At 69.7% G+C, this 13,142-nt stretch carries 12 protein-coding genes; all 12 read right to left on the reverse strand.

What is annotated here, in order from left to right:
- Positions 1–20: 20 nt before the first annotated feature.
- Positions 21–302 (reverse strand): DUF167 domain-containing protein, encoded by a 282-nt coding sequence (locus tag H0B56_RS05295; protein WP_180892344.1) that lies wholly within the window; start codon positions 300–302, stop codon positions 21–23.
- Between the two features lie 55 nt (positions 303–357).
- Positions 358–3,513, reverse strand: coding sequence for an isoleucine--tRNA ligase (ileS, locus tag H0B56_RS05300; RefSeq protein ID WP_180891819.1), 3,156 nt, complete (start codon positions 3,511–3,513; stop codon positions 358–360).
- A 518-nt stretch (positions 3,514–4,031) separates the two neighbouring features.
- Positions 4,032–4,547: a hypothetical protein gene (locus H0B56_RS05305; RefSeq protein WP_180891820.1), complete on the reverse strand. Its 516-nt coding sequence runs from the start codon at positions 4,545–4,547 to the stop codon at positions 4,032–4,034.
- 54 nt (positions 4,548–4,601) lie between these two features.
- A complete protein-coding gene (wag31, locus tag H0B56_RS05310) occupies positions 4,602–5,519 on the reverse strand; it encodes a DivIVA-like cell division protein Wag31 (protein ID WP_180891821.1) in 918 nt (305 codons plus the stop codon).
- A 44-nt stretch (positions 5,520–5,563) separates the two neighbouring features.
- Positions 5,564–5,854: a YggT family protein gene (locus H0B56_RS05315; protein ID WP_180891822.1), complete on the reverse strand. Its 291-nt coding sequence runs from the start codon at positions 5,852–5,854 to the stop codon at positions 5,564–5,566.
- 20 nt (positions 5,855–5,874) lie between these two features.
- The gene (locus H0B56_RS05320; protein ID WP_180891823.1) at positions 5,875–6,519 is read right to left on the reverse strand and encodes a cell division protein SepF; all 645 of its coding nucleotides are present in this window, start codon (positions 6,517–6,519) and stop codon (positions 5,875–5,877) included.
- Positions 6,520–6,554: 35 nt separating this feature from the next.
- Complete coding sequence (locus H0B56_RS05325) at positions 6,555–7,298, reverse strand: YggS family pyridoxal phosphate-dependent enzyme (RefSeq protein ID WP_343063763.1); 744 nt, start codon at positions 7,296–7,298, stop codon at positions 6,555–6,557.
- A complete protein-coding gene (gene pgeF / locus H0B56_RS05330) occupies positions 7,295–8,002 on the reverse strand; it encodes a peptidoglycan editing factor PgeF (protein WP_180891824.1) in 708 nt (235 codons plus the stop codon). The genes H0B56_RS05325 and pgeF overlap by 4 nt, the downstream gene beginning before the upstream one ends.
- A 205-nt stretch (positions 8,003–8,207) precedes the next feature.
- The gene (gene ftsZ, locus H0B56_RS05335) at positions 8,208–9,518 is read right to left on the reverse strand and encodes a cell division protein FtsZ (RefSeq protein WP_180891825.1); all 1,311 of its coding nucleotides are present in this window, start codon (positions 9,516–9,518) and stop codon (positions 8,208–8,210) included.
- Between the two features lie 281 nt (positions 9,519–9,799).
- A complete protein-coding gene (locus H0B56_RS05340) occupies positions 9,800–10,525 on the reverse strand; it encodes a cell division protein FtsQ/DivIB (protein WP_180891826.1) in 726 nt (241 codons plus the stop codon).
- 3 nt (positions 10,526–10,528) lie between these two features.
- Entirely contained in the window at positions 10,529–11,980 is a 1,452-nt protein-coding gene (gene murC, locus H0B56_RS05345; RefSeq protein WP_180891827.1) for a UDP-N-acetylmuramate--L-alanine ligase, read from the reverse strand.
- Between the two features lie 28 nt (positions 11,981–12,008).
- Positions 12,009–13,094 (reverse strand): undecaprenyldiphospho-muramoylpentapeptide beta-N-acetylglucosaminyltransferase, encoded by a 1,086-nt coding sequence (gene murG, locus H0B56_RS05350; protein WP_343063764.1) that lies wholly within the window; start codon positions 13,092–13,094, stop codon positions 12,009–12,011.
- Positions 13,095–13,142: the final 48 nt, after the last annotated feature.

Here is a 13,142-nt window from a genome sequence, read left to right on the forward strand (position 1 = left end):
GTGCCCCGCTCGGCGCGTGCTCAGTACAGCGCCCTGAGCCGCTCGGCGGCGTCAGCCGCGTCCGCGGCGCTCGCCGACAGCTCGATGAGCTTGTCCCTGCTGTTGGGTCCGCGTACGATCATCAGCTCCCGCGCACGCACCCCGAGCGCCCTGGCCAGGGTCCTGCGCACCGCATCGTTGGCCTTACCGTCGTTCGCGGGGGCGGACACGGACACCACGAGCGCGGTACCGAGCGCACTCTCCCGGCTGCCGTCCACGAGGTCGCGTTTCGCTCCCGGCCTGACCCGGACGGCGAAGCGCAACGTATCGGACACCGCGCGATCGTAGCGGCCGGGCTCCGCCTGCCTGCGCGGCGCGTCAGCCCGCGGTGCGCTTGGACACCGCGACCCGGACCGTGTGGCCGTCCCCGACCGTGCCCTCGTAGCCGCCGTCCACACCGGCGAAGCCGACCTCGTCGGCCAGCGTCTCGCCTGCGATGAAGTCCTGGTGCTTTCGCGCGGCCGCGACCACGTCCTCGCCCGCGTCCACCCGCAGTGAGATGCGGTCGGCCACGTAGAGTCCGGCGTCCCTGCGCGCTTGCTGGATCACCCGGACCAGGTCCCTGGCAACACCCTCGTCGGCCAGCTCACCGGTGACGTCGGTGTCGAGCAGCACGAGGCCCGAACCGGACGGGAGCTCGGCCGCGGCAGCATGGTCCTTCGCCACGAACCGGCGCTCGTACTCCCCGTCCTTCAGCTCGATGCCGGCCGCGACGACGTGGCCGTCGGGGCTGGTGTGCCACTCCCCCGACTTGACCGCCTTGATCACCTTCTGCACGTCCTTGCCCAGGCGCGGGCCGGCCGCCCGCGCGTTGACCGCCACCTGGAACCCGCCGTAGGCGGCCACATCGGTGGTGAGCTCGACGTCCTTGACGTTGACCTCGTCGCGGATGATGTCGGTGAACTCGGCGAGGAGCTCGGCGTCAGCGGCGGCGACGAGGAGCTTGGCCAGCGGCATGCGCACGCGGAGCTTGTTGGACTTGCGCAGGCCGAGTGCCGCCGAGCACACCTGGCGGACCCGGTCCATCGTCCCGACGAGGGTGGGGTCGCCACGCAGCTCGCCGGAGGACGGCCAGTCGCACAGGTGTACCGAACGCCCACCCGTCAGGCCACGCCAGACGGCCTCGGTGGTCAGCGGCAGCAGCGGCGCCGCCACCCTGCAGGTGACCTCGAGCACGGTGTGCAGGGTATCGATCGCCTCGCGGTCGCCTGCCCAGAAGCGCTCCCGTGAACGGCGCACGTACCAGTTGGTCAGCACCTCGAGGAACTCGCGGATGGCGTAGCACGCGCCCGCGAGGTCGTACTCGTCCATCTGCTCGGCGACGCCCGTGGCCAGCTCGTGCGCCTTGGCCAGGATGTAGCGGTCGAGCACGTGCTCGGAGGAGGTGCGGAACCGGCCCTCGACCCCCTCGGCGTTGGCGTACAGCGCCAGGAAGTACCAGGAGTTCCACAGCGGCAGCACGGCCTGCCGCACCGCGTCGCGGATGCCCCGCTCCGTGACGATCAGGTCGCCCCCGCGCAGGATCGGGCTGGCCATCAGGAACCAGCGCATCGCGTCGGCCCCGTCCCGCGCGAAAACCTCGTTGACGTCCGGGTAGTTGTTCCTGGACTTGGACATCTTCTGCCCGTCGTCGCCGAGCACGATGCCGTGTACCACGCAGTTACGAAACGCCGGGCGGTCGAACAGCGCGGTCGCCAGCACGTGCAAGGTGTAGAACCAGCCCCGCGTCTGCCCGCTGTACTCGACGATGAAGTCTCCGGGGAAGTGGTGCTCGAACCAGTTCGCGTTCTCGAAGGGGTAGTGCACCTGGGCGAACGGCATCGAGCCCGACTCGAACCAGCAGTCCAGCACCTCCGGGACCCGGCGCATCGTCGAAGCGCCGGTCGGATCGTCGGGGTTGGGCCTGGTCAGCTCGTCGATGTAGGGACGGTGCAGGTCCGTGGGCCGCACCCCGAAGTCGCGTTCGAGCTCGTCGAGCGAGCCGTAGACGTCGACGCGCGGGTAGGCGGGTTCGTCGGAGACCCAGACCGGGATCGGCGACCCCCAGAACCGGTTTCGGGAGATGCCCCAGTCCCGTGCGTTCTCCAGCCACCGCCCGAACTGCCCGTCCCTGATCGACTCGGGCACCCAGTTGATCTGCTGGTTGAGCTCGACCATGCGATCGCGGAACTGGGTGACCGCGACGAACCAGGAGGACACCGCACGCTGGATCAGCGGGTTGTCGCACCGCCAGCAATGCGGGTACGGGTGCTCGTAGGTGTCGTGCCGCAGCAGCAGCCCCGAGGCTTTCAGGTCACGGATGATCGGCTTGTTCGCCTCGAAGATGTTCAGCCCCTCGTACGGGGCGACCTCCGGGCCGAACTCCCCGCGCGCGTCGACAGGGGTGGCCGGCTCGATCCCGGCGGCGTCGGTGACGACCTTGTCCTCCTCACCGTAGGCGGGAGCGATGTGCACGACGCCGGTGCCGTTGTCGGTGGTGACGTAGTCGGCAGCCAGCAGCCGATGCGCGTTGCGGCGGCCCGCGAAGAAGTCGAAGGGCGGCGTGTAGCTGATGCCCAGCAGGTCGTTGCCCTTGTACCTGGCCAGCACTCGCGGGCTCTCCCCGAGCTCGGCCGCGTAGGACCCCAGTGTCGCCTCCGCCAGCAGGTACCGCTCACCGGTTGCCTCCACCACCACGTAGTCGAGGTCGGGGTGCACGGCGGCGGCCAGGTTGGACGGCAGTGTCCATGGTGTGGTCGTCCAGACCAGCGCGTAGGCGCCGTCCAGCTCGTCACCGGAGGAGTGCAGCCGCAGCCCGACGGTGACAGCGGGATCCTGCCTGCTCCGGTAGACGTCGTCCATTTTCGTCTCGGTGTTGGACAGCGGCGTCTCGCAGCGCCAGCAGTACCAGAGCACCCGGAAGCCCTCGTAGACCAGGCCCTTGTCCCAGAGGGTCTTGAACGCCCACATGACGCTTTCCATGTAGTCCAGGTCGAGCGTCTTGTAGTCGTTGTCGAAATCCACCCATCGTGCCTGGCGGGTCACGTAGTCACGCCACTCGCCGGTGTAGCGCAGCACCGACGCACGGCAGGCGTCGTTGAACTCGGCCACCCCCATGGCCTCGATCTCGTTCTTGTGCGAGATACCGAGCTGCTTCTCCGCCTCCACCTCGGCGGGCAGGCCGTGGCAGTCCCAGCCGAAACGGCGCTCGACCCGTGCGCCACGCATCGTCTTGTACCGCGGCACCACGTCCTTGACGTAGCCGGTCAGCAGGTGCCCGTAGTGCGGAAGCCCGTTCGCGAACGGCGGCCCGTCGTAGAAGACGAACTCGTTCGCCCCGTTCACGCCCGGATCGCGTGCCTCGACACTGGCCTCGAACGTACCGTCGGCGTCCCAGTACTCGAAAACCTCGCCTTCGAGTGCCGGAAACGACGGCTGGGCGGGCACCCCTTCCTCGCCCGTACCGCTGCCATGCGCTGCCTTGGGGTAGGCCATCCTGGTACTCCTCGCGGTCGCTCCGTCGCTCGCACGGGTCTGTTCGACCCACACGGGGACGACACGCCCACCCGTCGCCCGCCCCCGCCCACTCATGGGCGCGCTGGCGCGCGGCTGGTTGAACCGGTCGCCCGCCCCCGCCCGCTCACGGGCGCGCTGGCGCGCGGCTGGTCATTCGGCGTACCGCGGTACCACCCCGCTTGCCCGCCGCTACGGCGGGCCACTCGTCATCCGGCTGTGACGGGCCGGCCCCGTCCGGTTCTACTGAGGTCGGCGACGCTGCCGACCCGTTCTTCCGGAGGCTCCCCGGTGATCGCCGGATCAATGCCGTTCGAGGTTTGGTGCTGGCTCCAGGTTAACGCCTCGGGACGACGCACCGTCGACCCAGGGTCTCTCCTGGCGTGGCCGACCCCACACCGCGCGTACCGCGGGAGGTGTTCGCACGCACCCCGGGCGGTCAACCGGCAGCGGACCTCCGGCGGATCGTGCGGCACCGCCGGTAAGGCTCCCTGCGCGTGCTACGTGCTCGCGCTCCGGTGCTGCGCGGCGAGCCGCCCGTCGGGACCACACCGCGCGCACGGCGTGAAACCCAGCTCGCGCGCCTCGGCCACGGAGATCGGCAACGTGTCGCGATCCGCGAGCCACGAGCACACCTCGAGGTGGTAGCGGGGATGCTCGTCGACGACGAGCACCTCGTCCTGCAGCTCGGAGACGATCAGCAGGTCCGCCGCGTCCGTCTCCTCCTCATCGGGGTCACGGTCGAGTTCGTCGCCGTCGCTGCCCGGCGCGGCGCTCTCCCCCTCGGTGGCGGGACCTCCCGCATCCTCGCCCTGCCCGGTCGCGGTCGTGACCTCGGCGGCCTCGCCGGCAGGCTCCTGTTTGCCCCGCCTGCGCAGCCAGTCCACGACCAGCAGCAGTGCCGCCGCGGCCGAACAGCCGATCGAGATCCAGGCCCACAGGGACGAACCCGTGACCAGTGCGGCTACCAGCAGGCCAAGAGCACCGAGTACCAGGACGAGAACGATGTAGAGCACGGCGACTCAGCTCGGGCGTGAGGACGTTTCCGGCACGGCTTCGCCCGTTCCCCGCTAGCCTGCCTCGGCGCGCGGGCCGAACGAGAATCCCTGATTGCTCGCACCACCGCCCGCGGAGGACGAGTTGGACTCACCTGTCGAACCGCTGGACGACGGTGCCGAGGACGGTGCGGCCGAACCACGATCGTCGAGCTCGCGCAACTGGGACTCCAAGAAGCCCCGCAGCCTCGTACGGTACTCGCGCTCGATCGTGCGCAGCTCGTCGATCTTCTTGCTCAGGGCATCCTTCTCCGCTGTCAGCGCGTTCATCGACTCGGTGTACTTGCGCTGCGCCTCGCGCTCCATGGTCGCGGCCTTGTCCCTGGACTGCCGCTCGATCGTCTCCGCTCGCGTACGTGCGTCGTTGAGCATCGTCTCTGCCCGGGTCCGAGCCTCGTTGACCATCGAGTCGGCCTTCGAGCGAGCCTCCGAGAGCAACTGCTCCGACTTGGTACGCGCCTCGGCGAGCATGCCATCGGACTCGGCCTTGGCCTCGACCGTCAACCGGTCGGCCATCTCCTGGGCGAGCCCGAGCACCTTCGCCGCCTGCACGTTCGGCTCACCGCCGTCGCCGCCGCCCAGCCCGGCGTGCTCCTGGGTCTGCTCCAACGCCGACGGGGCCGGGACCGAGGTGAGGCGCCGCGCGGGCTCCTCCTGACGCGCAGGTTCGTGCTGCGCAGGCTCCTGACGAGCCGGCTGTGCAGCCGGAGCGCCCGAGTTCGCGCCCTGCTGAACCTCACTGCGTGCCGACTGCAGCTCGGCATCGAGCTGTTCGACCTGTTGACGCAGCTCGTTGTTTTCCTCGATCAAGCGGGCAAGTTCGGTCTCCACCAGGTCGAGGAAGGCGTCCACCTCGTCCTCGTTGTAGCCCCGTTTGCCAATCGGTGGCTTGCTGAACGCGACATTGTGCACGTCAGCGGGGGTCAAGGACATCTGATCACCTCACGCACTCCAGGCCTGCACGATACCCGGTCCCTTCACTGGGCACCGGATGACGCCAGTTGCATCAGTATGAACACAACCAACAACAGCACCATAATCGATAAGTCCAGCCCCACGTTGCCGATCCGCACAGTCGGAATGATCCGACGGAGCGCTCGGACAGGTGGGTCGGTCACTGTGTAGATGGTCTCGAGCGTTACCGCAACCCCTCCCGCTGGACGCCACTCACGGGCGAACGCCCGTACGAGCTCGGCCACCACTCGCGCCAGGAGGACGAGCCAGTAGACGAACAGCACATAGTAGACGACTTGAAAGACCAGTTCCACGAGCCTAACTCTGCCACTTCTCAGCGACGGAGGAACAACCCGCCCTCGGCAATCCGCCGACGATCCTCTGCCGAGACATCGATGTCGGGGGGTGAGAGCAGGAAGACCTTGTTCGTAACCTTGTCGATCGAGCCCTGGAGAGCGAAGGCGAGACCAGCGGCGAAGTCCACCAACCGCTTGGCGTCCGCGTTCTCCATCTCGGTGAGATTCATGATCACCGGGCTGCCGTCCCGGAAGTGCTCGCCGATCTCACGCGCCTCACTGTAGCCACTCGGATGCAGGGTGACGATCCTGCTCAGCGGGTCACGTGCGGGTGGAGCGGCGGGCTGGGCACTGTACTCGGGCACGGAACGCAGCCGGGTAACCTGCTCAGGCTGCCGGTCCATCGCCAACGCCCCGGCCACCGCCGGCTCGCCCGCTGACCCGCGGCCCCGGCCGCGGACAGGCACGTTCGGTTCGTCGAGCGGGTCGGCGCGCATGCGGTAGCCGCCACGCCCCCGGTGCGGCGGCTCCTCCGCCACGTATCCCTCATCGTCCCGGTAGTCGTCCCGGTAGTCCTCCCGATAGTCGTAGCGGTAGCCCTGGTGAGCCGGGTAGTCGTCATACCCCTCATCGTCGGCTGGGATCATCCCGAAGTAGGCTTTCAGCCTCTGCAGCGTGCTCATGCTCTCCTCCGCGATTTCGGGGTAGCGCCCCACCGTCACTCACGCGAGGCTAGCTCTCGCCCCCCGAGCAACGCGGTTCCGACACGCACACACGTGGAGCCGTGTGCCACGGCCGACTCGAGATCTCCGCTCATCCCTGCCGAGACCTCGTCGAGATCGGGATAATCCTCACGAAGCTGGCGAAAAATTCTTGCGAATCGCGCAAAAGTGGCATCGTGATTCACCCCATACGGGGCAACCGTCATCACTCCGCGAACACGCAATTCATTCATCTGAGTGATTTTACTCACTAGTTCCGGCAGTTCTTCCTGCGGGCAACCGCCACGATGCGGCGCATCATCCAGGCTCACCTGCACCAGCACATCCAGCGATCGCGTACGCGACCCGCGCTCCCGAGCGGTGGCGACCGCCCGATCGAGCGCGGTAGCCACCTTCACCGAGTCGACGGACTGCACCTCGTCGGCCCACCGTACGACCGTGCGCGCCTTGTTGCGCTGCAGCCGGCCGACCATGTGCCACCGCACGTCCGCGTCCGGTCGCAGCGACGCGAGCTCGGCGGCCTTGGCACCGGCCTCCTGGTCCTTGTTCTCCGCGAAGTCACGCACCCCCAGATCGGACAGCAGCGCGACATCCGATGCCGGGAACGTCTTGGTGACAGCCAGCAGCCGGACCTCACCGGGGTCCCTCCCCGCCGACACGCACGCCCTGTCGACCCGCGCGCGCACCGCTTCCAGCGCCGCGCGCAGCTGCGCCTCCCGCTCGCCCGCCGTGCCGGTCACGCGGAACCGACCCACGTCACCGCGGCGATCCGGCCGGTCGTGCCCTGCCTGCGGTAGCTGAACAGCGACTCGTCCTCCGCCGTACAGCGAGGGTCCACCCCGACACTTCCGATGCCCGCCTCCGCGAGCTGGTTCCAGAGCCCGGACCGCAGGTCGATACCGGTCGTCCCGTTCGCGGTGCGGCACGCGCTACCCGGAAGGTGTCGCTCGACATCGGCGGCCATCTCGCGCGGAACCTCGTAGCACTGCCCGCAGATGGCCGGCCCGAGCAGCACCTCGACGCGGGATGCCTGCGCGCCGAGCGAGTACATCGCCTCCAGCGCCGCAGGGATCACACCCACACGCGCGCCGACACGGCCGGCGTGCGCCGCGGCGGCCACGCCCGCTTCGGGGTCGGCGAGCAGGACCGGCACGCAGTCCGCGACCAGCGCAACGAGCGCGAGGTCCCGTTCGGCCGTCACCAGCACATCCGTCGCCTCCGCGGGCCCGTCGAGGGGGCCGTCGACGACGCGGACCGTCCGACCGTGTACCTGCTCCATCCACGTGACGCGATCCTCGGCGAGCCCGAGCTCGGTCGCGAGACGTTTGCGGTTGGCAGCCACCGCGGCCGGGTCATCGCCGACCTCGTCACCGAGGTTGAACGAGTCGTACGGCGGGCTCGAGTACCCACCCGCGCGCGTCGTGACCACTCGACGTATCCGCACGCCCTGCCTCCCGGTCGCGTTCCTCGTTTGCGCGGCTCGCCAGCCGGGACTCGCCAGCTGGGGCCCTCCTCGGCTGCCTCATACCTTAGTCGGCCGCGTGCCAGGCACCGATGGACAGGGCACGCGACCGGGGCACGCGGCTCGCCGCGAGCGCACCACGTGGGGGCGACAGCCGTCGCCGAGAAACCGGGTGGGCCGGCTGATCCTAACGCCGCATGAAGGGTGGGACGTCCACGTCGTCGTCCTCGGAGTCATCGGTAACCGGAACAGCCCTGTTGGGCAGGCTCCCCCGCGAGCCACCGTTGCTCACCGCACCGCCTGCCCCGGGCTGCGGCAAGCCACTGCCTTGCGCGGCAGGCCCTGCGGCCCCTGTGGATCCGGTCGAGCCCGCGGCACCGGCACCGCCGCCCGCGGCGGGCTCCTGCCGCGCGGCGGGCCTACCCTGCTCTGCCTGCCTGGCCCCGGAGGAGCGTTCCGCGCCGCCGCCAACCGTGCCGGACTCCGCCGATGCCGTGGACGTCGACGTGGAGGAGGCCACTGCCGGTGGATCCAACTTCTTGTGCGTCGGCGCGCCTGCGTCGAAGCCTGCGGCTATCACCGTCACGCGGACCTCGTCACCGAGCGAGTCGTCGATGATCGTGCCGAAGATGATGTTCGCTTCCGGGTGCGCGGACTCCTGCACGAGCGACGCCGCCTCGTTGATCTCGAACAGCCCCAGGTCCGAGCCGCCCGCGATGGACAGCAGTGCCCCGTGCGCGCCGTCCATCGAGGCCTCGAGCAGCGGGGAGTTGATCGCCTTCTCCGCGGCCTGCACGGCCCTGCCCTCGCCACGTGCGGATCCGATCCCCATCAGCGCGCTGCCCGCACCCGACATCACGCTCTTGACGTCGGCGAAGTCGAGGTTGATCAGACCCGGCGTCGTGATGAGGTCGGTGATGCCCTGCACACCCGACAGCAGGACCTCATCGGCCGACCGGAAGGCATCCATCAGCGAGACGCCGATGTCGCCGAGCTGCAGCAGCCGGTCGTTCGGGATGACGATCAGCGTGTCGCACTCGTTGCGCAGCTCCTGGATCCCGTCCTCGGCCTGCGAGCCGCGCCGCTTGCCCTCGAACGAGAACGGGCGCGTCACCACGCCGATGGTCAGCGCGCCGAGCTTGCGCGCCACCTGCGCGACCACCGGCGCTCCCCCGGTACCGGTACCGCCGCCTTCGCCCGCGGTCACGAACACCATGTCCGCGCCCTTGAGGACCTCCTCGATCTCGTCACGATGGTCCTCGGCGGCACGCTGACCGACGTCCGGGGCGGCACCGGCGCCGAGACCGCGCGTGAGCTCCCTGCCGATGTCCAGCTTCACGTCGGCGTCCGACATCAACAATGCTTGGGCGTCGGTGTTCACCGCGATGAACTCGACCCCCTTGAGGCCGACCTCGATCATGCGGTTCACAGCATTCACACCACCGCCGCCGATACCGACGACTTTGATCACCGCGAGGTAGTTGTGCGGGGGCGTCATCGGGTCCGCCTTCCTGATCGTGGCTTGAGGTCTCCGCTGCTTCGACGTCCGAAGTCGACCGCCCCGGACCTGTGACGCCCGGGAAAAACCCTCGACCTCAACATGAGGTTCAGAATTATGTCAACTTCTGACGCTGGTTCTGGACGGTAAGCATCGACTTCCGGTGAATCCAGCAGCCACGCCGGGTGTCTCGCCTGAAAGTTGTTGCTATGACGACACTCACTCGGCCACCACCCCGTCTCGCCCCGCGCCTCGCCGCGCGGCTCGCCGCCGTCCGGCGACTACGAGACGGTGGGCAGCTCGGGGCTCGAGACGTCGTAGACCTCGCCGGGCCGGGAAAGAATGGCGTCGAGAACCTTGACCTTGCGCTCCATCTGCTCCCTGTCACCCCAGCGCACCGTCTCCCCGCCGGTGAGCCCGAACTCGATGCTGCCTGGCGAGTCCGCGCCGATCACCTCGACCGACTCGCGGAGCTCCTTCGGTAAGCCCGTCAGCACGGTCATGACAGCACGCGTCGTGTCGTCGTCCGAGGACACCGAGTCCAGGTCCAGTTCGGGCAGCCCAGCAGGGGCCGAGTCGACCTCGTGGAACGGCACCCCGTGCTCGTCGACGAGGCGGGTGCCGTCGAACGCGGCGAAGAACGCCACCGGCTCCCGTTCGACGACCTCGATCGAGATGGTGGCGGGCCAGGACCGCGATACCTCGGCGAGTGCCAGCTCGTCCAGTTCGACGACCCGTTCAGCCACCTCGTCGGTGTCCACGCGCAGCATAGGACGCTGGTCCGGGATCCCAGCGAGCTCGACGACCGCCTCCTCCTCGACCCGGTCGAGCCCCGTCACCTCGACGTCGCGGACTCCGAGCAGCGAGGTGAACAGCACGACATAACCCAGGCCGCCGACCGCGAGCACGCACAGCACGGCCACGGTCCTGCGCAGGAAGATCCGGCCGCGCGACGGGCGCGCCCGAGCCTTACGTGTAGCGGTCCCACGTCGGCGCGTGCTCGCCACCGGCTACTCCTCACGGGCGTGTACGACCGCCGGAACCGTGTCGCGATCGTCCAGCTGCCTGATGATCTCCGGGCCGAGCTGGGTGACGTCCCCGGCGCCCATGGTGATCAACAGGTCACCCGGCCGTGCCAGCCCGGCCGCCAGCTCGGCCGCCCGGTCGAACGCCGGCTCGTAGTGCGCCACGGCACCGGTGATCCGGTCCGAGATCAGCGCGCCGGTCACACCCGGCACCGGCTCCTCCCTCGCCCCGTAGACGTCCAGCGTCACCACCTCGTCGGCGAGGCCGAGCGCGGCGGCGAACTCCCCGGCGAACGCCGCGGTGCGTGAGTACAGGTGTGGCTGGAACACCACGAGCACGCGCCCGCGGTCGGCGGCGTGCCGGGCCGCGCGCAGCTGGGCCGCCACCTCCGTCGGGTGGTGCGCGTAGTCGTCGTAGACCCGAACCGCTCCCGCGCGGCCCTTGAACTCGAAACGCCTGCTCACGCCCGAGAACGCGGCCAGCCCCTCCAGAAGCTCGTGCTGCGGCGCGCCGAGCTCCTCCCCCGCGAGCAACGCGGCGACGGCGTTGAACGCCATGTGCTCGCCGGCCACCGGAACGGTGAGGGAGAACTCCTCGCCACGCATCTCAAGGCGCACGCTCCCCCCTTCGTCACCGCCTGCCGTGTAGTCCAGCACGCGGGCGTCGGTGAAACCCGTGGCCGTGCGGCCGTACCGCCGCACACGTACCCCGTCGGCGAGCAGGCCCCGCGACCCGGCCTCGCGTGCCAGTCGCTCGGCCTCCGGGTCGTCCGAGCACACCACGAGCACGCCGCCGGCGCGGATACGGCTGACGAACCCCTCGAAGGTCGCCCCGTACGCCTCGGATGTTCCGTGGTGATCCAGGTGGTCGGGCTCGATGTTGGTGATCACCGCGACGGACGGCGCGTACGACAGGAACGAGCCGTCGCTCTCATCGGCCTCGGCGACGAACATGCCGCCGCTGCCGTGATGCGCGTTGGCTCCCGACTCGTTGAGGTCGCCGCCGATCGCGAAGGACGGATCGAGGCGGCAGTGCTGCAACGCCACGGTCAGCATCGACGTCGTGGACGTCTTGCCGTGCGTCCCGGTGATGCACGCGACGGTGTGGCCGTCCATCAGCAGCGCGAGCGCGTCGGCCCTGTGCAGCACCGTGATGCCACGAGCGCGGGCCGCTGCCAGCTCAGGGTTGCTCTCCTTGATGGCTGTCGAGACGATCACGGCTGTCGGCTCGTCACCTGCGCCGTCGAGGTTCCGCGCGTCCTGACCTATCGCGATCACCGCACCCTGCGCGCGCAGGGTCATGAAGGCTCGCGAGTCCTTCGCGTCCGACCCGCTGACGGTGCCGCCCCGTGCCAGCAGGATGCGGGCGATACCGCTCATTCCCGCACCACCGATGCCGATCAGGTGTGCACGTCGCAGGCGCTCGGGAACTGGCATCGTGGGGCTCCTCACATCGCGACTCGAGTCAGGCACCGCAGGCCTCCAGCACCATCGTTGCCAGCACCCGGTCGGCGCTGCGATGGCCGAGACCCGCGGCCGCCCCACTCATTGTCCCCAACCGGCTCGCATCGGCCACCATCGGCACCACGTGCTCGGCCACCCAGTCCGGACCGAGCTCGGCGTCGTCGACCGTGATCGCCGCTCCCGCGCGCACCGCGGGTCGCGCGTTGACCTCCTGCTCACGGTTCCCGTGCGGCAGCGGAACGAAGATCGCCGGAAGCCCGACGGCAGAGACCTCGGCGACCGTCATGGCCCCGGAACGGCACAGCACCGCATCGGCCGCCGCGTAGGCGAGGTCCATGCGCTCGAGATAGGGCACCGTGACGTACGCGGGCGCACCCGGTTTCGCGGGAACGGTCAGCGTGTTCTTCGGGCCGTGCGCGTGCAACACGCCGATACCGGCCTCGCCGAGCGCGGCTGCCGCGCCGGAGACGGCCTCGTTCAGGGAGCGAGCGCCCTGCGAGCCGCCGACGACGAGCAGGGTGGGAGCGTCCGGGTCGAGCCCGAAGTGCTCCCGCGCCCGCGCCCGCAGGCCTGCCCGGTCCAGCCCCGTGATGGACTCCCGCAGCGGCATCCCGACGAGCTCGGCGCCCCGCAACGGCGTGCCCGGCACGGCAATCGCTACCCGCTCGGCCAGCCGCGCTCCGACACGATTGGCCAGGCCGGGCCGCTGGTTCGCCTCGTGCACCACGATGGGGACCCGGCCCCGGGCGGCGAGGTAGGCCGGCAGCGCCACGTAGCCACCGAAACCGACGACCACGTCGGCGCCCACCCTGCTGAGCACCTCCCGGGTCGAACGCACCGACCGGCGCACCTTCGCGGGCATGCGCAGTAGCTCCGCACCGAGCTTGCGGGGCATCGGCACCGGGGGGATCAGCTCGAGCGGGTAGCCGCGGTCGGGCACCAGGGTGGTCTCCAACCCGCGCTCGGTCCCCAGGGCGACCACCCTCGCCTCGGGCCGCAGCCGCCGTACCGCGTCGGCCAGCGCGAGCGCGGGCTCGATATGACCGGCTGTTCCGCCGCCGGCCACAACCACTGTGGGCGCCGTCACGTCCGTCCTCCACGTCCTCGTCGTCGTTGCCGTACCACCATGTCCGGG

The organism is Haloechinothrix aidingensis, from assembly GCF_013450155.1.
Taxonomy (GTDB): Bacteria; Actinomycetota; Actinomycetes; order Mycobacteriales; family Pseudonocardiaceae; genus Haloechinothrix; species Haloechinothrix aidingensis.